The following is a 21,082-nucleotide window of genomic DNA, read 5'->3' as shown; positions in this document are numbered from 1 at the left end:
TCGATCGGGCGATACAGCGGGCGGTCGAACTGAAATCGTGAGAACCGTGCCAAGGCCGAGCACGGGTGCGTCAAAAAAGTCGTGGGGTATTATATGGCAAGATGTTTTGCTCCCCCATTTTATGACGCCGATTCCTGCCGATTCCCGCCGCGAACTGCTTACCAACTGGCTCGCCTCGCTCGAACAACGCCACCTCCTCGACGTCACCTCGCTTGCCCCCGCCTCCGCCGACGCCAGCTTTCGCCGCTATTTCCGGCTGAAAAGCGCGGGCGCGCACGGCGCGACGCTGATCGCGGTCGATGCGCCGCCGCCCGAAAAATGCCGCGAATTCGTTGATGTCGCGCGCATGCTCGACGCCGCGGGCGTGCACGTGCCGCGCGTGCTGGAGTGCGATCTCGATCAAGGTTTCATGCTCGTGACCGATCTCGGCACGCAGTCGTATATCGCCACGCTCGATCCCAACGACACGGCGGGCGCGCGGCCGCTGATGCGCGAGGCGCTCGATGCGCTGATCCGCTGGCAGCTCGCGTCGCGCGAGGGCGTGCTGCCGCAGTTCGACGAGGCCTTTCTGCGCCGCGAGATGGAGCTGATGCCGGAGTGGTTCGTCGGCCGCCACCTCGGCCGCACGCTCGACGAACGCCAGCGCGAGGTCCTGGATCGCACGTTTGCGCTCCTGATCGCGAGCGCGCGCGCTCAGCCGCAGGTCTACATGCTGCGCGATTTCATGCCGCGCAACCTGATGGTCGCCGAGCCGAACCCCGGCGTGCTCGACTTCCAGGACGCGGTCTACGGCCCGATCACCTACGACGTCGCCTCGCTCCTGCGCGACGCGTTCATCAGCTGGGACGAGGAATTCGAGCTCGACTGCTTCGCCTATTACTGGGAGCGCGCGAAGAAAGCGGGGCTGCCCGTCGATGCCGACTTCGGCGAGTTCTACCGTCAGCTCGAATGGATGGGCCTGCAGCGGCACATCAAGGTGCTCGGCCTGTTCGCCCGCATCAACTATCGCGACGGCAAGCCGCATTACCTCGCCGACCTGCCGCGCTTCATCCAGTACGCGCGCAAGGCCAGCGAGCGCTACCGCCCGCTCGCGGCATTCGCGAAGCTGCTCGACGAGCTCGAGGGCCGCGGAGCGGAAGTCGGCTACACGTTCTGAACGATGACGCACCTCTTGACCAAAGCGATGATCTTCGCAGCGGGGCGCGGCGAACGGATGCGCCCGCTCACCGACATCTGTCCGAAGCCGCTCCTGGAAGCGGGCGGCAAATCGCTGATCGTCTGGCAGATCGAGCGCCTGGCAGCCGCCGGCTTCGAGACCATCGTGATCAACCACGCGTGGCTCGGGGAGCAGTTCGAAAGCGCGCTCGGCGACGGCTCGCGCTGGGGCGTGCGCCTCGCGTACTCGGCCGAAGGCGAGGCGCTCGAAACCGCGGGCGGGATCGCGCAGGCGCTGCCGCTGCTCGAAGACGCGGGCGCGGCGCAAGTCTTCCTCGGGGTGGCCGGCGACGTGTACTGCGAATTCGACTATGCACGCTTGCGCGAGCATGCGTTGCGGATGGCGTCGGCGGCCGAGCCCGGCATGCATCTCGTGATGGTGCCGAACCCCGCGTTTCACCCGGCCGGGGATTTCGCGCTGGCCGACGGCAAAGTCTCGCTCGACGGTTCACCGCGCCACACGTTCGGCAGCATCGCGCTCTACGACACGCGGATGTTCCGCGACCTGCCGCCCGGCACGCGGCGGCCGCTGACGCCCTACTATCGCGAGGCGATCGGCGCGCAGCGCGTGAGCGGCGAGCTTTATGAGGGGATCTGGGAGAACGTCGGCACGCCTGCGCAACTCAGGACGCTGGACGAGGCGCTGCGCTCGCGCGCCCGGCCATAACCCCGTCTCACGCTCCATTGCCCCCCAGGGTGGCGCGCTCGTCCGACGACGCCTCGCTCTGCGACGCCGCCTTCTGCTGCTGCAGCGCCCACATCTGCGCGAACAGCCCGCCCGCGCGCAGCAGCTCGGCATGCGTGCCGCGCTCGACGATCCTGCCGCGGTCCATCACGATGATCTGCTGGGCGTGCACGACCGTCGACAGCCGGTGCGCGATGACGAGCGTGGTGCGCTCGCGCGCGATCTGGTCGAGCTCGTGCTGGATCGCGCGCTCGGAGCGCGAATCGAGCGCCGACGTCGCCTCGTCGAACAGCAGGATCGGCGGGTTCTTCAAGATCGTCCGCGCGATCGCGACGCGCTGCTTCTCCCCGCCCGACAGCTTCAAGCCGCGCTCGCCCACCGGCGTGTCATAGCCCTTCGGCAAGCCCTCGATGAAATCGTGGATGTGCGCCGCGCGCGCCGCCGCGATCACTTCGTCGCGGGTGGCCGCCGGCCTGCCGTAGGCGATGTTGTAGTAGATCGAATCGTTGAAGAGCACCGTATCCTGCGGCACGATCCCGATCGACGCGCGCAGCGTTTCCTGCGTCACGTCGCGGATGTCCTGGCCGTCGATCGTGATCGCCCCGCCCGTCGCGCGGTCGAGATCGTAGAAGCGGAACAGGAGCCGCGCGAGCGTCGACTTGCCGGAGCCGCTGTGCCCGACCACCGCCGTCGTCGTGCCCGCGGGAATGGTGAAGCTCACGTCGAAGAGAATCTGCCGCTCGGCCTCGTAGGCGAAGCCCACGTGCTCGAAGCGCACCTCGCCGCCCGTCACCGCGAGCGCCGGCGCGCCGGGCGCGTCCGGCACTTCGCGCGCCGCGCCGAGCAGGGTGAACATGCGGTCCATGTCGGTCAGGCTCTGCTTGAGCTCGCGGTAGACGACGCCGAGAAAATTCAGCGGAATATAGAGCTGCAGCATGAACGTGTTGATGAGCACGAGGTCGCCGAGCGTCAAGCGCCCCGCCATCACGCCTTGCGTCGCGCGCCACAGGATGAACACGAGCCCGCAGCCGATGATCGCCTGCTGTCCGAAGTTCAGGAACGACAGCGAGTTCTGCGACTTGATCGCCGCCGCGCGATAGCGCTTCAGGTTCTCGTCGTAGCGCCGCGCTTCCCACTCCTCGTTGCCGAAGTACTTGACCGTCTCGTAGTTGAGCAGCGAGTCGATCGCCCGCGAGTTCGCGCGCGAATCGAGCTCGTTCATGGTGCGCCGGAAATGCGTGCGCCACTCGGTGACCTTGATCGTGAACACGATGTACGCGGCGAGCGCGATACCCGTGATGAGCGCATACCACGCGTCGTACTTGACGACGAAGAAGCCGAGCACGAGGCCGACTTCGACGAGCGTCGGCAGGATGCTGTAGAGCGAATACGAAATGAGCTGCTGGATGCCGCGCGTGCCGCGCTCGATGTCGCGCGACATGCCGCCCGTCTGCCGGTCGAGGTGAAAGCGCAGCGAGAGCGAATGCAGGTGGCGGAACACCTTCAGCGCGAGCTGGCGCACCGCGCTCTCGGTCACCTTCGCGAAGAGGATTTCGCGCAGCTCGTTGAACATCGACGTCGACAGCCGCACGAGCGCATAGGCGACCACCAGGAGGCCGATGCCGCCCGCCAGCACGATCGCCGGCTCGTGCTGCGCGCGGCCGAGCGCGGTGAGGTGCTGCACCGGCACGAGACCGTCGACGATGCGCTTCATCACGATCGGCACGCCGAGGTTCGCGACCTTCGCGCCGATCAGGCAAGTGAGCGCCAGCACGACGCGCCATTTGTAGGTGGCGAGATACGGCATCAGCGAGACGATCGTCTGCCAGTCGTTGCGCGGCCCGGTCGAGACGGGTGCGGGTTCGGTCGGGGCGGCGTAGCGGCGCATGGGGCGAAGAAAGCGGCGGGATGAAAACGTTGGAACGTCGGAATGCATGGTTTCCCGTACAATTTCCACGCTCTGCTACGTATTGTCTCAGAAGCCGACTGGCGCCGCTTTCCGCGGCTTTTTATTTACGGATACCAAGATGACCTCCACCCCCGTGCTTCCGCAAAAACCGTGCGCGCTGCGCGTCGTGCCGCAGCCTTCGGACGCGAACGTCCATGGCGATGTGTTCGGCGGCTGGATCATGGCGCAAGTCGACATCGCCGGCTCGATTCCGGCGAGCCGGCGCGCCAACGGCCGCGTCGCAACCGTCGCGGTCAACTCGTTCGTCTTCAAGCAGCCGGTGTTCGTCGGCGACCTGCTGAGCTTCTACGCCGAGATCGTGAAGACGGGCAATACGTCAGTGACGGTGTCGGTCGAGGTGTTCGCGCAGCGCATGAGCCTCGCCGACGAGACCGTGAAGGTCACCGAAGCCGAGCTCACCTACGTCGCGACCGACCTCGACCGCCGTCCGCGCAAGCTGCCCGATTTCGCCTGAGCCTGCGTTTTCCAGGCGGCGCGCCCCGTAGGCGCTGCGCGCCGCCTTCGCCCGCTCCCTTCGTCCTCACTTTCCTGCCGCCTCAGGCCATTGGCTCGGCCAGCGCCATCCCTTGCCGCAGCAAGCCCGGAATCGCGTCGCGCGGCAGCGGCTTCGCGAAGAAGAAGCCCTGCATCTCGTGGCACGAGCGCTCCCGGAGGAAATCGAGCTGCAACGAGGTCTCGACGCCTTCCGCGATCACCTGCAGCTCCAGTGAATGCGCAAGCGCGATGATGGCCGAGGTGATCGTCTCGTCGTCGTCCGATGCGCCGATGTCCGACACGAACGAGCGGTCGATCTTCAGCCGGTCGACCGGGAAGCGCTTCAGATAGCCGAGGCTCGAGTAGCCGGTGCCGAAGTCGTCGATCGCGATGCTGATGCCGAGCGCGTGCAGCTCGTTGAGCATCACGACGGCCTCCTCGGCGTTGCGCATGATCGTGCTCTCGGTCAGCTCGAGTTCGAGATACTCGGGCGCGAGGCCCGTCTCCTCGAGCACCGACATCACGAGCTTGGCGATGTCGCGCTGCTGGAACTGCCGCGCCGACAGGTTCACCGACACGCGCGCCGGGGGCAGCCCGGCATCCTGCCACGCCTTGTTCTGCCGGCAGGCCTCGCGCAGCACCCATTCCGACAACGGCCCGATCAGGCCGCTCTCCTCCGCGACCGGAATGAAGGCGGAAGGCGGGACGAGCCCCGCCTCGGGGTCGAGCCAGCGCACGAGCGCCTCCATGCCCACGATTCTGCCCGTCGCGATGTCGACCTGCGGCTGGTAGTGGAGCAGGAACTCATCGTCGCGCAGGGCGCGCCGCAAGCGCCGCTCGAGGCTCAGGCGCGCGCCGACGCTCGTGTTCATCTCCGGCTGATAGAACTGGAACGTGTTGCGGCCCATATCCTTCGCGCGATACATGGCGAGGTCGGCCTTCTTCATCAGCGTCTCGGCGTCCTCGCCGTCCTGCGGGAAGAGGCTCGCGCCCATGCTGCAGCCGACGTAGAGCTCGGTGCCGTCGAGCGGCACCGGCTCGGAGATCGCCGCGCGCACGCGCTCCATCCAGGCGATCAGCGATTGCTCGTCGTTGACGTCGGTCAGCACCGTCACGAACTCGTCGCCGCCGTGGCGCGCGACGGTGTCGCTCGCCCGCGCGCTCCTCGCGAGGCGCTCGGCCACCACCGCCAGCAGCCGGTCGCCGACGCTGTGGCCCAGGCTGTCGTTGACGTTCTTGAAGCCGTCGAGATCGATGAACACCACGGCCACGCGCTTGTCGCGCCGCTGCGCCGTCGAGAGCGCCTGCTGCAGCCGCTCGCGCAGCAGGTTGCGGTTCGGCAGGCGCGTCAGGCCATCGTAGTTCGCCTGGTATTCGAGCTGCTCCTGGTAGCGGATCAGGTCGGTCACCTCGTTGATCACGCCGATGTGGTGCGTCGTCTCGCCGTCGGCGTTCGGCACCGGAGCGATGAAGAGCTGATTCCAGAACAGCGCGCCGTCCTTGCGGTAGTTGCGCAGCACGGCGCTCACCTCGCGGTTCGCCGCGAGGCCTTCGCGGATCGCGATGAGGCCTTCCTGGTCGCGGTCGTCGCGCTGCAGGAAGCGGCAGTCCTGGCCGATCACGTCCGCCGGGTCGTAGCCCGTGATGCGCTTGAACGCCGGGTTCACGTATTCGATCAGGTGGCCGCGCTCGGACGGGCCGGTGATCAGGATGGCGTTGACGCTCGCGTCGAGCGCGCGGCTCTGCAGACGCAGCGCGAGATCGGAGCGCTTGCGGTCGGTGACGTCGGTGTACGAGCTGAGCACGCCCATCACCTCGCCGTCGGCGTTGGTGAGCGGGATCTTGCTCATCACCGCCGCGCGATGCGCGCCGTCGATCAACAGCTCGAACTCCAGGTTCATCTTCGGCACGCCGGTCTCGATCACCTCCTCGTCGGCGCGGGAGAGCGCGCCGGCCAGCGCCTTCCACGGCAAGTCGAAGTCGCTCTTGCCGATCAACTGCTCGGTGTACACGAGCCCGGCGTCGCGCGCGAACGTCATGTTGCAGCCCAGGTAGCGCAGCTCGCGGTCCTTCCACGAAATGCGCTGCGGGATGTTGTCGATCACCGTCTCGAGCATCTGCGTCGAGCGCTGCGCCTCCGCTTCGGCGTTGATCTGGTCGGTCACGTCGTCGGCGAGGACGAACATCGCCGGCCGCCCCACGAAGGTGAGCGCGTGGCGCGAAATGTCGGCGGCGAGGAGCGTCCCGTCGCGGCGCACGTGCCGCCACACGCCCGCGCTCACGCGGCCGCGCTGCGGCGACGCGTGGCTGCGCGCCAGATAGGATTCGAGGCGCGGGAGCTCGTCGGCCGGACGGATGTCGCGGATCGTCATCGCCAGGAAGTCTTCTTCGCTATAGCCGTAATGCCTGACCGCCGCCGCGTTGATCGCGAGAAAGCGCAATGTCTCGCGGTCGTAGATCCACATCGGCACCGGATGCGCGTCGAACAGCTCGCGAAACCGCTCGTCGCTGCGGCGCATCGCGCGCGCGACGCGGATCTTGGCGCGCGCCGCGCTCTCGCGCATGCCGAAGGTGTAGATCAGGAGGCCGCTGCCCACGATCATCGTGAAGATCAGCACCCAGGTCGCGCGCCGTGTGGAGCGCGCGGAATCGGCGAGCGACGCATCGAGCGCTTCGTCCTCGCGCTGGCGCAGCAAGGCGAGCGCGGTATCGACACTGTTGAGCTCCGAGCCGAGCCGTGTGTAGGCGGACGCCGCCCAGGCGCGCGCGGCCGCCTCCGGCAGCGTCGCGGCATCGGCGAGCACCGCCTGCGCGTCGCGCTCGAAGCTCTGCCCGCTCGCAAGCAGCCAATCGAGCGGCTGGCGGGTGTCGGCATCGCCCGCCAGCTGGGACCGCAGCGACGCCGCAAGCTCCGTGAGGCGTGCGGTGCGCGCGCTGTCGCGCCAGCCGTCGGGCACCAGCACGCCCGACGATTCGAAGTTGCCGAGCGCCACGAGCCCTTCGCCGAGCGTCGCGCGATAGGCCTCGAGATCGTGCTTGACGCTCATCGAGCGCATCGTGCGCTCGTCGGCCGCGCGCTGACTGCGGATCTGCGTGTAAGCGACAAACGCATTCGCGCCGACTGCCGCGGCGACGACTGCCAAATTGATCAGCAGCCGCTTCGAGAAGGAAAAGGTCATGAATTACGAACGCCGTTCGTTCTGGGAGGCAGGCGCGGCTATCGTTCTGGGCTTGCCCGCACTCGCATTTCATCGGACGAATACGGGCTCTTTGCGCGCCAACTCATGGATATCGGCAGAGTCCGGCAAAGATTGAAGGGTGCTGAAAAGAGAAAGTCGGATAAAAATTCGCCGCGTGTGACCGAGTGAACGGCTCACGCGCGGCTGGAAGGGCGATGCGCGAAAGGCAGGCGCTACGGCGCGAGCCCGAACTCCTTCATCGCGGGAATGAAATCGTGGTTGCCCCCGGGCTTCCTCGACAGCTTCGTCAGCACGTACCGCTTGAACGGATCGAGCTGCGCCCATTTTTCCGGCGTCGGCGCGCTCAGACTGGCGATGCCGCTCTGATGGATCACGCCTTCCGGCACGACCTGGGTATTGCGCCAGGCCGGCTCGCCGTCGGGCGAAAACCAGTCGGGCTCGACGTTGGCATGGGTGCGCATCATTTCGAAGAGCGCGTGATCGAAGTTCGGCTCGATCGCCGCATCCTCTTCGACTGGGAAACGCGCGAGCAGCGCGCGGTCCTCGAGCGGCAGCATCTGCCATTGCGCGAGCGAAATGCGCAGGCCGAAGCGGTCGAGATTGAAGCGCACCGACATCGGCATGAAGGTGAGATTTTCGGAGGAAATCACTTCGAAATCGAAGAGCAGTGGCTTGTCATGCAGTCCCATGGCGATTTTTCCTTCAAGAAGACGCCGGGCCGCCCCAAGTCTTCTTGCCCCCCTCGGGGGGCCTGACGCGTAGCGACAGGTTTGGGGGCGCTCATAGACGGCACGCGGCGCGCGTTGCCTGCTTGGGGTATTTTAGAACCTTATCGGACACGCAACGGGCGAAGCCAGCCGGCGGCTGGACGCCGCGCCGCGAGGAGTGAACTTGGACCCATTGGAATCCGCCGAGCAACCCGGCGTCGTCGAGCAAAACGTGCGCCGGCACCGGGCCGGCAAGATCGAATCCGTCACCGACCAGATCGGCCAGGAGTGGCCCGTCGCGCTCGTCTTCAACGGCATTTCCCACGCCGTCATGATGGCGACGCCGCGCGATCTCGAAGCGTTCGCGGTCGGGTTTGCAGTCTCGGAGGGGATCGTCGAGCGCGGCAGCGACATCAAGGACATCGAGGTCACGCAGCATCCGGGCGAGATCCCGCATGCGGAAGTGCAACTGACCGTCGTGCAGCAGGCGTTCGCCGCGCTGAAAGACAAGCGCCGCGCGCTCGCCGGACGCACCGGCTGCGGCGTGTGCGGCATCGAGAGCATCGACTTGCTCGATCTCACGCCGGAGCGCGTGCCCGATACCGGCTTCCTTGCGCGCCTCGCGCCGGATGCCATCGCGCGGGCCGCCCGCGAGCTGCCCGCCCGCCAGGCGCTCACGCGGCTGACGGGCGGCCTGCACGCGGCCGCCTGGTGCGACGCGCAAGGTGCGATCCGGCACGCGTTCGAGGACGTCGGACGCCACAACGCGCTCGACAAGCTCATCGGCCAGCTCGTGCTCGACCGCACCGACACTACCGACGGCTTCGTGTTCCTGTCGAGCCGCGCGAGCTACGAGCTGGTGCGCAAGGCGGCGCGCGTGAACATTCCGATGGTGGCGACGATCTCGGCGCCGTCGTCGCTGGCGATCGCGATCGCGCGGCAGGCGGGTGTGCGCCTCGTGAGTTTCTGCCGCGAGACCAGTTACGTCGATTACGACACCCAGTGACCTTGGGCGCCTGCCCTACGGGCTTCAGTCGAACTGCTTGAAGTCCGGCTTGCGCTTTTCGAAGAACGCCTTGAACGCCTCGCGCGCTTCCGGCGCGAGCAGCATCTTGCCGAAGTGCACGGCCTCATCGGTCATCTGCACGGCGATCTCGCGTTCGTGCGCATGCTTCATCAGCGACTTCGTCACGCGCAGCGACGATGCGGGCAGCGCGGCGAGCTTCGCCGCCTGCGCGAGGGCGAAGGCATCGACTTCCGCCGCGCTCAGCACGCGGTTGACGATCCCCATGCGCTGCGCCTCCTTCGCATCGAACGCTTCACCGAGCAGCAGCTTTTCCGCGGCCAGCTGGTAGCCCGCGATGCGCGGCAGCAAGAGGCTCGACGCCGCTTCCGGGCACAGCCCGAGTTGCGCGAACGGCAGTGAGAAGGTCGCCGTTTCGGCTGCGTAGACGAGGTCGCAATGCAAGAGCAGCGTCGTGCCGATGCCGATCGCCGCGCCCGCCACCGAGGCGACCACGGGCTTGCCGAAGCCGCTGATGCGGCGCAGGAACTGGAACACTGGCGCGTCCTCGCCCTTCGGCGGCGCCTTCATGAAGTCCTCCAGATCGTTGCCCGCGCTGAAGATGCCCACGCTGCCGCGGATCAGAACCGCGCGCACCTGGTGATCGTCCTGCGCGGCGGCGAGCGCGTCCGCCATCGTCTGGTACATCGCGGCGGTGATCGCGTTCTTCTTGTCCGGCCGGTTGAAGGCAATCGCCATGACGCCTTCGGTGTGTTCGATCAAGATGTCCATTGCGTGTCTTCTCCTTCGAAGCTTGTTTCGCGGTGTAGCGGGCGTCCGCGAAGCGGTGGTTCGCATCGCCGTTCGTGGGCATCCGCGATAGCGCCTCGTGGCGCGGGCGTTGCCCCTGTGCGGGGCGGCAGTCACTTTCTTTGCCGCCGCAAAGAAAGTAACCAAAGAAAGCGGGCTCACACCGCCAGTGCTTGACGTTTACTCACAGGCTCTCAACGTCCCCATGCTTCGCGCGGCAGCGTGCTGATCCATGTTCGTTGCCAACGCGCTGATTGGAGGCCTCACCCACTTCATGCTCCTGCGTCAAGGCCTGCACTCCCCCATGAGACAAACTATGTGTAGGCATTCGCGGCGCTCGGGGCACCTTCGCTTCGCGATGCGCCTCTACTGTGAGGCGCAGCCCCTTACGGTACGGCAACCTACACATTGTTTGCCGCACGTGGGCGCCAAGACGTCCGGCTCCTTTCGCCGCTGTACGGGTGCTTGACGCAGGTGAGGCATTAACCCAGGTGCGCTGGCAACACACATCAGCCAGCACACACAGCCGTGCGAAACACGGGGACGTTGAGAGCCCGTGGGTAAACGTCAAGCACTGGCGGTGTGAGCCCGCTTTCTTTGGTTACTTTCTTTGCGGCGGCAAAGAAAGTGACTGCCGCCCCGCACAGGGGCAACGCCCGCGCCACGAGGCGCTATCGCGGATGCCCACGAACGGCGATGCGAACCACCGCAGGCAAAACCACTACAAGCGCTCGATGATGCCCGCCGCGCCCATGCCGGTGCCGACGCACATCGTCACCATCCCGTACTTCAGGTTGCGGCGGCGCAGGCCATGCACGACCGTCGCCGCGCGGATCGCGCCCGTCGCGCCGAGCGGGTGGCCGAGCGCGATCGCGCCGCCGAGCGGATTGACCTTGGCCGGGTCGAGCCCGAGGTCCTGGATCACCGCGAGCGACTGCGCCGCGAACGCCTCGTTGAGCTCGATCCAGTCGAGGTCGTCCTGCTTCAGGCCCGCGGCCTTGAGCGCGGCCGGAATCGCCTCCTTGGGACCGATACCCATGATCTCGGGCGGCACGCCGCGCACCGCGAAGCTCACGAAGCGCGCGAGCGGGGTCAGGTTGAACTGCTTGAGGATCTTTTCCGACACGACGATCAGCGCGCCCGCGCCATCGGAGGTCTGCGAGCTGTTGCCGGCCGTGACCGAGCCCTTCGCCGCGAACACCGCACGCAATTTCGCGAGGCCTTCGAGCGACGTATCGGCGCGCGGACCTTCGTCGAGCAGGATTTCGCGCGTCTTCACCGCGACCTCGCCCGTCGCGAGATCCGGGAAGCGCTCGGCGAGCGTGTACGGCGCGATCTCGTCCTTGAACTCGCCCGACTGCTGCGCGGCGATCGCCTTGCGGTGCGATTCGAGCGAGAACTGGTCCTGCGCCTCGCGGCTCACCTTCCAGCGCTCGGCGACCTTCTCGGCCGTCAGGCCCATGCCGTAGGCAATGCCGACGTCCTCATTGCGATCGAAGATGTGCGGCGACATCGACGGCTTGTTGCCCATCATCGGCACCATGCTCATCGATTCGCAGCCGCCCGCGATCATCGCCTCGGCCTCGCCGACGCGAATGCGGTCGGCGGCCATCGCGAGCGCGGTCACACCCGACGCGCAGAAGCGGTTGACGGTCACGCCGCCGACCGATTGCGGCAGGCCCGCGAGCAGCGCGCCGATGCGCGCGACGTTGAGGCCTTGCTCGGCTTCGGGAATCGCACAGCCGACGATTGCGTCTTCGATCACCTTCGTATCGAGCCCCGGCACCTGCGCCACGGCGGACTTGATCGCGTGGACCAGCAGTTCATCGGGGCGCGTGTTCTTGAACGCGCCGCGCGGCGCCTTGCCGATCGGCGTGCGGCTGGCGGCGACGATATATGCGTCTTGCAATTGTTTGCTCATGTGTAGCTCCTAAATTCTCGCCAAACGCACTCGATCAGTTGCGCACCGGCTTGCCGGTTTGCAGCATGCCCATGATCCGTTCCTGCGTCTTCTGCGTGCCGAGCAGATCGACGAACGCGCGGCGCTCGAGCGCCAACAGCCATTCTTCGTCGACGAGGCTGCCCGCTTCGACATCCCCGCCGCAGACGGCTTCCGCGATGCGGCTCGCGATCAGGAAATCGTGCGCGCTGATGAAGCCGCCGTCGCGCATGTTGACGAGCTGCGCCTTGATGGTCGAAATCCCCGAGCGGCCCGCGACCGGAATCTGCGTCGCGGAGAGCGGCGGACGATAGCCCGCGGCGGACAGCGCACGCGCTTCCTTCTTCGCCGTGTCGAGCAGCTCGAACACGTTGAAGACGATGGTGTCGGACGCCTTCAGGTAGCCCATCGAACGCGCTTCGAGCGCGGAGCCCGAGACCTTCGCCATCGCGGCGTTCTCGAACGACTTCACGACGAACTTGAGGATCTCGCTCGTCAGGCCGACCGCGCCCGCGGCTTCGGCGGCGCGCACGGCGGCTTCCTTGAGGCCGCCGCCGGCCGGCACGAGGCCGACGCCCACCTCCACGAGCCCGATATAGCTCTCGACGTGCGCGACGCGCTTCGCGCTATGCAGCACGAGCTCGCAGCCGCCGCCGAGCGCGATGCCCGACACGGCCGAAACGACCGGCACGCTCGCGTACTTCACGCGCAGCATCCCTTGCTGGAACTTCTTGACGAACGGCTCGATGCCCTTGGCGCCGCCCATCATGAAGGCGGGCATTGCCTCTTCGAGATTCGCGCCCGCCGAGAACGGGCCGCCCGGCGTGCCGAGCTTGAGCGAAGTCGGCTGCCACACGACAACGCCCTTGTAGCTCTTCTCGGCCAGCTCGATCGCCTGCACGAGGCCGTCGATCACGCTCGGGCCCATCGTGTTCATCTTGCTCTTGAACGAGACGATGACGACGTCGTCCTCGCCCGCGCGGTCATCGACCCACGCGCGCACGGCATCCGTCTCGAACAGCGTCTTGCCATAGCGCTTCGGATCGACGGTCTCGCCGATGATCGGTGCGCGGAACACCTGCTTGCCGTAGACGGAGAGCGTCGAGCGCGGCGCAAACGTCTTCGAAGCAGGCGACCACGAGCCTTCATTCGTATGCACGCCGCCCTGCTCGGCGACCGGCCCTTCGAGCACCCACGAGGGCAGCGGCGCCTTCGACAGCGCCTTGCCCGCGGCGATGTCTTCCCGCACCCACTCGGCGACCTGCTTCCAGCCCGCCGCCTGCCAGCCCTCGAACGGGCCTTCGTTCCAGCCGAAGCCCCAGCGGATCGCGAGGTCGACGTCGCGCGCATTGTCGGCGATCGATTCGAGATGCACGCCGATGTAGTGGAACACGTCGCGGAAGATCGCCCACAGGAACTGCGCCTGCGGGTGCTCCGATTCGCGCAGGAGCTTCAGGCGCTCCGCGGGCGGACGCTTGAGGATGCGGCCGATCAGCTCGTCGGCCTTCGCGCCGCTCTCGACATAGGTGCCCGTCTTCGGATCGAGCACTTTGATCGTCTTGCCTTCCTTCTTGTAGAAGCCGGCACCCGTCTTCTGGCCAAGCGCGCCTGCCTGCACGAGCCCAGCCAGCACGGCCGGCGTCTCGTAGACGGGGAAAAAAGGATCGTCGGCGAGGTTGTCCTGCATCGTCTTGATGACGTGCGCCATCGTGTCGAGGCCGACCACGTCGGCGGTGCGGAACGTTGCCGACTTCGCGCGGCCGAGGCGCGCGCCGGTCAGGTCGTCGACTTCGTCGAAGCGCAGTCCGAATTTCGCCGCTTCGGCCACGACCGCGAGGATCGAGAAAATGCCGACACGGTTCGCGATGAAGTTCGGCGTATCCTTCGCGCGCACGACGCCCTTGCCGACGACGCTCGTCAGGAAGGTCTCGAGCTGGTCGAGGATTTCCGGCCGCGTGTGCGCCGTCGGAATCAGCTCGACGAGGTGCATGTAGCGCGGCGGATTGAAGAAGTGCACGCCGCAGAAGCGCGCCTTGAGCTCGTCGGCGAAACCTTCGGACAGCGTCGTGATCGACAGGCCCGAAGTGTTGCTCGCGAAGATCGCGTTCGCGCCGATGTGCGGCGATACATTCTTGTACAGGTCGTGCTTCCAGTCCATCCGCTCGGCGATCGCCTCGATCACGAGATCGCACTCGGCGAGCTTGGCGAGATCGTCTTCGTAGTTGGCAGGCTCGATGTATTGCGCGTCTTCCTTCACGCCGAACGGCGCGGGCGACAGCTTCTTGAGGTTCTCGATCGCCTTCAGGGCGATCCCGTTCTTCGGACCTTCCTTGGCGGGCAGGTCGAACAGCAGCACTGGCACCTTGGCGTTGATCAGGTGCGCGGCGATCTGCGCGCCCATCACGCCGGCGCCGAGCACGGCGACCTTGCGAATGATCAGATTGCTCACGTCTTTCCTCCGGGGGTTTGCGTTTTGGCGCGGCGCCTTTCGCGGCACGCGCTCAATCGCACGTCAGTTGCAAGATCTGGACAGCGTAACGCGCCACGTCGAACGCGACGTGGCGCGCGAGTAGAGCCGTTTAGAACAGCGCTTCGTCGATTTCCATCAGCGTCTTCGAGCCGGCGCGCGCGGCCCGGATCGTCGATGCCGTCTCGGGCAAGAGCTTCGCGAAGTAGAAGCGCGCGGTCGCGAGCTTCGACTTGTAGAACGGATCGCCCGACGCTTCCTTGTCGAGCGCGATGCGCGCCATGCGAGCCCAGAAGTACGAGAACACCAGATGGCCGACGGTGCGCAGATACGGCACGGCCGCCGCGCCGACTTCGTCCGGGTTCTGCATCGCCTTCATGCCGATTTCCATCGTCAGCTTCTGGACCTTGTCGCCGATGTCCGCGAGCGGATTGACGAACTCCTGCATCTCCGGCTTCACGCCTTCGGCGTCGATGAAATCGGTCACGAGCTTGCCGAACTTCTTCATCTTCGCACCCATGTCGCCGAGCACCTTGCGGCCCAGCAGATCGAGCGACTGAACCGCGTTCGTGCCTTCGTAGATCATGTTGATGCGCGCGTCGCGCACGTATTGCTCCATGCCCCACTCGGCGATGAAGCCGTGGCCGCCGTAGATCTGCATCGCGTGGTTCGTGCATTCGAACGCGTTGTCGGAGAGGAACGCCTTCAAGATCGGCGTGAGCAGCGCGACGAGGTCGGCGGCTTCTTTCTTCACTGCTTCGTCGGCATGCGACAGCTCCATGTCGATATGCAGCGCCGACCAGTACGAGAAAGCGCGCGCGCCTTCCGCGTAGGCCTTCTGCGTGAGCAGCATGCGGCGCACGTCGGGATGGACGATGATCGGATCGGCCGCTTTCTCGGGCGCCTTCGGGCCCGTCAGCGAGCGCATCTGGAGACGGTCTTTCGCGTAAGTGAGCGAGTTCTGATAGGCGACTTCGGTGAGACCCAGGCTCTGCATCCCGACACCGAGACGCGCCGCGTTCATCATCACGAACATCGCCTGCAGGCCGCGGTTCGCTTCGCCGACGAGCCAGCCCTTGGCGTTATCGAGATTCATCACGCAGGTGGCGTTCGCGTGAATGCCCATCTTGTGCTCGATCGAGCCGCACTTGATGCCGTTGCGCTCGCCCGGCTCGCCCGAAGCGTCGGGCACGAACTTCGGCACGATGAACAGCGAAATGCCCTTGGTTCCCGGCGGCGCATCCGGCAGGCGCGCGAGCACGAGGTGGACGATGTTCTCGGCGAGGTCGTGCTCGCCGCTCGAGATGAAGATCTTGGTGCCGGTGATCGAGTAGGAGCCGTCGCCGTTCGGCTCGGCCTTGGTGCGCAGGATGCCGAGGTCGGTGCCGCAGTGCGGCTCGGTCAGGCACATCGTGCCGGTCCACACGCCGGAGACGAGCTTCGTCAGATAGGTCTGCTGCTGCTCGGGCGTGCCGTGTGCATGCAGACACTCGTAGGCGCCGTGCGAGAGGCCCGGGTACATCGTCCAGGCCTGGTTCGCCGAGTTGAGCATTTCATAGAGGGCGTTGTTCACGAACGCCGGCAGGCCCTGCCCGCCGTATTCGGGATCGCAGCCGAGCGCGGGCCAGCCCGCTTCGACGTACTGCTTGTAGGCTTCCTTGAAACCCTTGGGCGTCGTCACGACGCCGTCGCCGGCGTACGTGCAGCCCTCCTGGTCGCCGCTCTGGTTCAGCGGGAACAGCACTTCGGAGCAGAACTTGCCGGCTTCTTCGAGCACCTGGTTGATCGTGTCGGCGTCGAGGTCCGCGTGCTTCGGCATCTCCTTGACGGCGGCTTCCACGTTGAGCAGCTCGTGCAACACGAATTGCATGTCGCGCAGCGGCGCGGCGTACTGTCCCATGACTCTCTCCAAAGGTTGGGGCAACGAGGTCGGCCGCCACGCAAGTGTTCGAGCGCTAGCGGCTTTCGCTCTGATACGAAACAATCAGTTTTTCCAGCGCGGCCCACGTAAGACGCACCGCATCCGGCAGATGCAGGAAACGCGCGTCGTGATGCAGGCCGAGCGTGAAGCTATAGACTTCGAAGAGCATCAGGTTCGGGTCGGTGTCCCGGCGCAGATGCCCTTCTTCCATCGACTGCGAAATGGCCCTCAGGAGCGCCGCGCGCCACGTCGTGACGCTCAGCACCAGTTGCTCGCGCACCGGGTTGTCCCCGCGGTCGTCATATTCGACCGCGCCGCTGATGTAGATGCATCCGGTCGTCACTTCCTGGATGCGCTTCTCGGTCCAGCGGCGCAGCATCGCACGCAGGCGCGGCAACCCGCGCGGCTCGCGCAAGCTCGGGAAGAACACCTCGTCCTCGAAACGGCGGTGATACTCGCGCACGACCTCGACCTGCAAGTCCTCGCGCGACCCGAAATGCGCGAACACCCCGCTCTTGCTCATCTGCATGCGCTCGGCGAGCAGGCCGATCGTGAGGCCCTCGAGCCCGTCGCGGCTTGCCAAGTCCAATGCTGCATCGAGAATCGCGGCGCGTGTCTGTTCGCCTTTTCGCATAGCTTTGTACCGTTCTTGTATGACCGAAATTGAAAATAGAACGGTCGTACCATTATTGGGTGCGACCATCTCTAAAACAAGGACTTTATTAGACACCGATGTCTAACCGAGTCTTGCCGGCACGGGTCTTGCGTGCGGCCCTCCACGCCAGCCTTCTATTTTTGCGGCGCCGCCACATCCCAGGTAGCGGGCCTTTTGCCGATTGCGTGGTGACCGCCTGGCATGGCACAGCGAATCGGCCGCAGCCGCCTCAGTCGTAGCCGCCGACCGTCAGCAGCTTCATGAGGGTACGGTAGCCCTGATACGCGAACCAGTTCAAGAGCCGCTCGCCGAGCGGACGCGCCGCATAGTGCGCGGCGTCGATCGGACGGGCTTCGGCGAAGGCCATGAGGATCGCGTCGCGCAGCGCCTCGATCTCCCGGTGCTTGATGAGCACCACGTTCGCCTCGTTGTTCAGGACGAGGCTCAGCGCGTCGAGATTCGAGGAGCCGACTGTACCCCAATTCGAGTCGACGACGGCGACTTTGCCGTGCAGCATCGTCTTTTCATACTCGGCGATGCGCGCACCCGCGCTCAGCAGCGTGCGATAGAGATACGGCACCGCGTAGTCGAGCGCGGCGAACTCCTTGCGCCCGATCAGGATACGCACGTCGACGCCCCGCCGCGCCGCCCGCACGAGCGCGCGGCGCAGCTTACGCCCCGGCATGAAGTAGGGATTGGCGAGCAGCACCTCGCGGCGCGCCCGTCCGATCGCGGCCAGGTAGGCCTTTTCGATCGCGCGCCGGTTGATGACGTTGTCGCGCGCAAGAAGCGCGACGCTCGGCTCCCGAACTGCTCGCGCCGCCGCCAGCGACCGGCGCCGCGCGCGCGCCGAGCGGCCCATCAAGGCGCCAGCGACCGCATTGTCCGGCAACGACGCCCGCGCCTCGGAGCCCAGCGCCTGCAGCGGACGCGGCCGATGGCCGAGCTCGATGCGCTGCCATTGCAGATCGAACGCCGCGCCGACCTGGGCGACGGCCGGACCGCTCAACTCGACCGCGAAATCCCAGCGCGGATGCGGCAGGCGCCCGCCGTTCTGCGCGAAGTCGTCGACGATGTTGATGCCGCCGCAAAACGCGAACCGGCCGTCGACGACGGCCAGCTTGCGATGCGTGCGAGAGAAGCCGAAGCGGCCGAACAGATGCGGGTTGAAGATGCGGTGCTCAATACCGGCCGCGGGCCAGTCCTTGAACATGGGCAGGCGGTCGGTGCCGATGCCGTCGGTGATCACGCGGACTTGGACGCCGCGCCGCGCCGCGCGCATCAGCGCGTCGGAAACCGGGCGCCCCGCCGCGTCGTCGCAGAAGATGTAGGTTTCGAGCGCGACCGATTCGCGCGCGGCGTCGATGCGTTCGATCAGCGCCGGAAAGAACTCCACGCCGCAGCGCAGAAGACGCACCGTATTGCCGGCGGTGAGGAGCAGCCGCGAGGGCCGCCCCGATGCGAGCGTCTGCCGAAGCCGCGCGAAAGGCCGGCGCGTATCGGTATCGGCTTCGGCAGCCGTCATGCGAGACGTCCGCGCACACGGCGCGGCAGTTGCAGGATTGCCTCGCGGTTCGACCACGAGAAGCAGCGCGCGGCCGCCTCCTCGCAGGGCAGCCATAGATACGCCGTGTGCTCGCGCGGCGCGAGCGCCACTTCGACGCGATACGGCACTTCAAGGCTGAACCAGTGCTCGGTGTTGCGCGTGACGCCCTCGGCGTAGCGATGGCGCCAGACCGGATAGATCTCGTAGTCGATCTGATGGCGCCAGTCGACAAGAGCGCGTTGCGGCACCAGTGCGCTGCCGATCGCGATCCCTGTCTCCTCGGCGACTTCGCGCACCGCGGTCTCGACGAGCGGCTCGTCAAGCCGGTCCTTCGAGCCGGTCACCGATTGCCAGAATCCGGGGCGGTCGGCCCGCTCGATGATCAGCACGTCGAGTTCGGGCGTATGGATGACGACGAGGACGGATTCGGGAATTTTCAGCGGTTTCGGCATGATTCGGGGACGGCGCACCGCGCGCGGTTCGATCGATGATGTCGAAGAAGGCAGTGGAGCGACTGTAACGCAAAAAGCAGAAAAGGCGCGTGACGCGCCTTTTCCGTACTGCTTCGATGCTTCGCCATGCCGCTGGCGGGCCGCGCTCGGCCGCTTCCCGGATCTGGTCCGGCAAACGGCCGCCAAACAAGCACGCGCAAGCGCCGCTTACGCCTTCGCCTGCTCCGGCTGACGCAGGCGGATGTGCAGTTCGCGCAGCTGGCGCTCGTCGACCGCGCTCGGCGCCTGCGTGAGCAGACATTGCGCGCGCTGCGTCTTCGGGAAGGCGATCACGTCGCGGATCGAATCGGCGCCCGCCATCATCGTGACGATGCGGTCGAGACCGAACGCGATGCCGCCGTGCGGCGGCGCGCCGTACTGCAGCGCGTCGAGCAGGAAGCCGAACTTCGCACGCGCCTCTTCCGGCCCGATCTTCAGCGCACGGAACACCTTGCTCTGCACTTCCTCGCGATAGATCCGCACCGAGCCGCCGCCGATTTCCCAGCCGTTGAGCACCATGTCGTACGCCTTCGCGAGGCAGCGGCCCGGGTCGGTCTCGAGGTACTCGAGGTGCTCGTCCTTCGGGCTCGTGAACGGATGGTGCGCCGCGACGTAGCGCGCGTCTTCCTCGTCGTACTCGAACATCGGGAAATCGACGACCCACAGCGGCTTCCAGCCCGGCTGGACGAGGCCGTTCGCCTTGCCGAACTCCGAATGGCCGATCTTCAGGCGCAGCGCGCCGAGGCTGTCGTTGACGACCTTCGAGCGATCGGCCGCGAAGAAGATGATGTCGCCATCTTGAGCGCCCGTGCGCTCGAGGATCGCCGCGATCGACGCGTCGTGCAGGTTCTTCACGATCGGGCTCTGCAGGCCGTCACGGCCCTTCGCCGCTTCGTTGACCTTGATCCACGCGAGGCCCTTCGCGCCGTAGATGCGCACGAATTCCGTGTAGCCATCGATGTCGCCGCGCGACAGCTCGCCGCCCTTCGGCACGCGCAGCGCCGCGACGCGGCCGTCCTTGGTATTGGCCGGCGAGCTGAACACCTTGAAGTCGACGTCCTTCATCGCGTCGGTCAGCTCGGTGAACTCGAGCTTCACGCGCAGGTCGGGCTTGTCCGAGCCGAAGCGCGCCATCGCTTCCGAGTACTGCATCACCGGGAACTTCTCGTCGAGCTGCACGCCGATCGTCGCGTCGAAGACGTGACGGATCATCTTCTCGAACAAGTCGCGGATATCCTGCTCGGAGAGGAACGAGGTCTCGCAGTCGATCTGCGTGAATTCCGGCTGGCGGTCGGCCCGCAGGTCTTCGTCGCGGAAGCACTTGACGATCTGGTAGTAGCGATCGAAGTTCGCGACCATCAGGAGCTGCTTGAAGAGCTGCGGAGACTGCGGCAGCGCGAAGAATTGGCCCGCGTTCACGCGCGACGGCACGAGGTAGTCGCGCGCGCCTTCCGGCGTGCTCTTCGTGAGCATCGGCGTTTCGACGTCGATGAAGCCTTGCGCGTCGAGGTACTTGCGCACTTCCATCGTCACGCGATAGCGCAGGCGCAGGTTCTCCTGCATCTGCGGGCGGCGCAGGTCGAGCACGCGGTGCGTGAGCCGCGTGGTTTCGGAGAGGTTGTCGTCGTCGAGCTGGAACGGCGGCGTGACGGACGCGTTCAGCACCGTCAGCTCGTGGCACAGCACTTCGATCTTGCCGCTTGTCAGGCCGGTGTTGATCGTGCCTTCCGGACGGTTGCGCACGACGCCCTTCACCTGGACGCAGAATTCGTTGCGCACGCCCTCAGCGGCCTTGAACATCTCGGCGCGATCGGGGTCGCAGACGACCTGAACCAGGCCCTCGCGATCGCGAAGGTCGATGAAAATGACGCCGCCGTGGTCGCGCCGGCGATGCACCCAGCCGCACAGCGACACGGTTTGCCCCAGCAGGTGTTCGGTCACCAGACCGCAGTATTCAGATCTCATCGACATGGTATTTGTCTATCGTTTGGTTTGATCAA

Annotated in this window: 15 protein-coding genes and 2 pseudogenes; 5 read left to right on the top strand and 12 right to left on the bottom strand. The window is 66.2% G+C overall.

Annotated features, from left to right (window positions below):
- The first annotated feature begins 121 nt into the window (after positions 1-121).
- Both FAZ69_RS12185 and murU read left to right on the top strand, forming a co-directional pair.
- Positions 122-1,156, top strand: a complete 1,035-nt coding sequence (locus FAZ69_RS12185) for an aminoglycoside phosphotransferase family protein (protein ID WP_136894657.1) — start codon at positions 122-124, stop codon at positions 1,154-1,156.
- Between the two features lie 3 nt (positions 1,157-1,159).
- Positions 1,160-1,882 carry an N-acetylmuramate alpha-1-phosphate uridylyltransferase MurU gene (gene murU / locus FAZ69_RS12180; protein WP_136894656.1) on the top strand — a complete coding sequence of 241 codons (723 nt, stop codon included), beginning with the start codon at positions 1,160-1,162 and terminating at the stop codon, positions 1,880-1,882.
- A 7-nt stretch (positions 1,883-1,889) separates the two neighbouring features.
- Here the strand turns inward: murU and FAZ69_RS12175 are convergent, their stop codons facing one another.
- A complete protein-coding gene (locus tag FAZ69_RS12175; protein ID WP_136894654.1) occupies positions 1,890-3,788 on the bottom strand; it encodes an ABCB family ABC transporter ATP-binding protein/permease in 1,899 nt (632 codons plus the stop codon).
- A 139-nt stretch (positions 3,789-3,927) separates the two neighbouring features.
- On the opposite strand from FAZ69_RS12175, the gene FAZ69_RS12170 reads away from it, so the two are divergent.
- On the top strand, positions 3,928-4,323 hold the full coding sequence (locus tag FAZ69_RS12170) for an acyl-CoA thioesterase (protein WP_136894652.1): 396 nt from the start codon (positions 3,928-3,930) through the stop codon (positions 4,321-4,323).
- Between the two features lie 82 nt (positions 4,324-4,405).
- Here FAZ69_RS12170 and FAZ69_RS12165 read toward each other — a convergent pair whose 3' ends face one another.
- The gene (locus FAZ69_RS12165) at positions 4,406-7,522 is read right to left on the bottom strand and encodes a sensor domain-containing protein (protein ID WP_136894650.1); all 3,117 of its coding nucleotides are present in this window, start codon (positions 7,520-7,522) and stop codon (positions 4,406-4,408) included.
- On the opposite strand from FAZ69_RS12165, the gene FAZ69_RS33240 reads away from it, so the two are divergent.
- Entirely contained in the window at positions 7,521-7,658 is a 138-nt protein-coding gene (locus tag FAZ69_RS33240) for a hypothetical protein (RefSeq protein WP_169708613.1), read from the top strand. The genes FAZ69_RS12165 and FAZ69_RS33240 overlap by 2 nt on opposite strands.
- A 97-nt stretch (positions 7,659-7,755) precedes the next feature.
- On the opposite strand, the gene FAZ69_RS12160 is transcribed toward FAZ69_RS33240, so the two are convergent.
- Complete coding sequence (locus tag FAZ69_RS12160; protein ID WP_136894648.1) at positions 7,756-8,232, bottom strand: nitrate reductase associated protein; 477 nt, start codon at positions 8,230-8,232, stop codon at positions 7,756-7,758.
- Between the two features lie 202 nt (positions 8,233-8,434).
- On the opposite strand from FAZ69_RS12160, the gene fdhD reads away from it, so the two are divergent.
- The gene (fdhD, locus tag FAZ69_RS12155; RefSeq protein WP_136894646.1) at positions 8,435-9,256 is read left to right on the top strand and encodes a formate dehydrogenase accessory sulfurtransferase FdhD; all 822 of its coding nucleotides are present in this window, start codon (positions 8,435-8,437) and stop codon (positions 9,254-9,256) included.
- A gap of 24 nt (positions 9,257-9,280) precedes the next feature.
- Here fdhD and FAZ69_RS12150 read toward each other — a convergent pair whose 3' ends face one another.
- The 9 genes and pseudogenes from FAZ69_RS12150 to aspS form a co-directional block, all read right to left on the bottom strand.
- Positions 9,281-10,045 carry an enoyl-CoA hydratase gene (locus FAZ69_RS12150; RefSeq protein ID WP_136894644.1) on the bottom strand — a complete coding sequence of 255 codons (765 nt, stop codon included), beginning with the start codon at positions 10,043-10,045 and terminating at the stop codon, positions 9,281-9,283.
- A 739-nt stretch (positions 10,046-10,784) separates the two neighbouring features.
- Positions 10,785-11,984, bottom strand: a complete 1,200-nt coding sequence (locus tag FAZ69_RS12145; RefSeq protein ID WP_136894642.1) for an acetyl-CoA C-acyltransferase — start codon at positions 11,982-11,984, stop codon at positions 10,785-10,787.
- A 34-nt stretch (positions 11,985-12,018) separates the two neighbouring features.
- On the bottom strand, positions 12,019-14,451 hold the full coding sequence (locus FAZ69_RS12140; protein WP_136894640.1) for a 3-hydroxyacyl-CoA dehydrogenase/enoyl-CoA hydratase family protein: 2,433 nt from the start codon (positions 14,449-14,451) through the stop codon (positions 12,019-12,021).
- A gap of 130 nt (positions 14,452-14,581) precedes the next feature.
- Positions 14,582-16,369, bottom strand: a complete 1,788-nt coding sequence (locus FAZ69_RS12135; RefSeq protein ID WP_136894638.1) for an acyl-CoA dehydrogenase C-terminal domain-containing protein — start codon at positions 16,367-16,369, stop codon at positions 14,582-14,584.
- Between the two features lie 55 nt (positions 16,370-16,424).
- Positions 16,425-17,024 (bottom strand): TetR/AcrR family transcriptional regulator, encoded by a 600-nt coding sequence (locus FAZ69_RS12130; protein ID WP_136894636.1) that lies wholly within the window; start codon positions 17,022-17,024, stop codon positions 16,425-16,427.
- A 250-nt stretch (positions 17,025-17,274) separates the two neighbouring features.
- Positions 17,275-17,871 (bottom strand): annotated as a pseudogene (locus tag FAZ69_RS34560) (phospholipase D-like domain-containing protein); the annotation flags it as partial.
- Between the two features lie 101 nt (positions 17,872-17,972).
- Positions 17,973-18,570 (bottom strand): annotated as a pseudogene (locus FAZ69_RS34555) (phospholipase D-like domain-containing protein); the annotation flags it as partial.
- Complete coding sequence (gene nudB, locus FAZ69_RS12120) at positions 18,567-19,043, bottom strand: dihydroneopterin triphosphate diphosphatase (protein ID WP_136894632.1); 477 nt, start codon at positions 19,041-19,043, stop codon at positions 18,567-18,569. The pseudogene FAZ69_RS34555 and the gene nudB, both read right to left, overlap by 4 nt.
- A gap of 207 nt (positions 19,044-19,250) precedes the next feature.
- Entirely contained in the window at positions 19,251-21,053 is a 1,803-nt protein-coding gene (gene aspS / locus FAZ69_RS12115) for an aspartate--tRNA ligase (RefSeq protein WP_136894630.1), read from the bottom strand.
- Positions 21,054-21,082 lie beyond the last annotated feature (29 nt).

Source organism: Trinickia terrae, from assembly GCF_005144415.1.
GTDB lineage: Bacteria > Pseudomonadota > Gammaproteobacteria > Burkholderiales > Burkholderiaceae > Trinickia_A > Trinickia_A terrae.
The sequence above is the reverse complement of the archived record's forward strand: the minus strand, read 5'-3'. Positions and strand labels throughout refer to the sequence as shown.

Bases quoted from the DNA above. Each gene is read 5' to 3' on its own strand.
- FAZ69_RS12185 (WP_136894657.1), top strand. From the start codon at position 122: ATGACGCCGATTCCTGCCGATTCCCGCCGCGAACTGCTTACCAACTGG.
- murU (WP_136894656.1), top strand. From the start codon at position 1,160: ATGACGCACCTCTTGACCAAAGCGATGATCTTCGCAGCGGGGCGCGGC.
- FAZ69_RS12175 (WP_136894654.1), bottom strand. From the start codon at position 3,788: ATGCGCCGCTACGCCGCCCCGACCGAACCCGCACCCGTCTCGACCGGG.
- FAZ69_RS12170 (WP_136894652.1), top strand. From the start codon at position 3,928: ATGACCTCCACCCCCGTGCTTCCGCAAAAACCGTGCGCGCTGCGCGTC.
- FAZ69_RS33240 (WP_169708613.1), top strand. From the start codon at position 7,521: ATGAATTACGAACGCCGTTCGTTCTGGGAGGCAGGCGCGGCTATCGTT.
- FAZ69_RS12165 (WP_136894650.1), bottom strand. From the start codon at position 7,522: ATGACCTTTTCCTTCTCGAAGCGGCTGCTGATCAATTTGGCAGTCGTC.
- FAZ69_RS12160 (WP_136894648.1), bottom strand. From the start codon at position 8,232: ATGGGACTGCATGACAAGCCACTGCTCTTCGATTTCGAAGTGATTTCC.
- FAZ69_RS12150 (WP_136894644.1), bottom strand. From the start codon at position 10,045: ATGGACATCTTGATCGAACACACCGAAGGCGTCATGGCGATTGCCTTC.
- FAZ69_RS12145 (WP_136894642.1), bottom strand. From the start codon at position 11,984: ATGAGCAAACAATTGCAAGACGCATATATCGTCGCCGCCAGCCGCACG.
- FAZ69_RS12135 (WP_136894638.1), bottom strand. From the start codon at position 16,369: ATGGGACAGTACGCCGCGCCGCTGCGCGACATGCAATTCGTGTTGCAC.
- FAZ69_RS12130 (WP_136894636.1), bottom strand. From the start codon at position 17,024: ATGCGAAAAGGCGAACAGACACGCGCCGCGATTCTCGATGCAGCATTG.
- nudB (WP_136894632.1), bottom strand. From the start codon at position 19,043: ATGCCGAAACCGCTGAAAATTCCCGAATCCGTCCTCGTCGTCATCCAT.
- aspS (WP_136894630.1), bottom strand. From the start codon at position 21,053: ATGTCGATGAGATCTGAATACTGCGGTCTGGTGACCGAACACCTGCTG.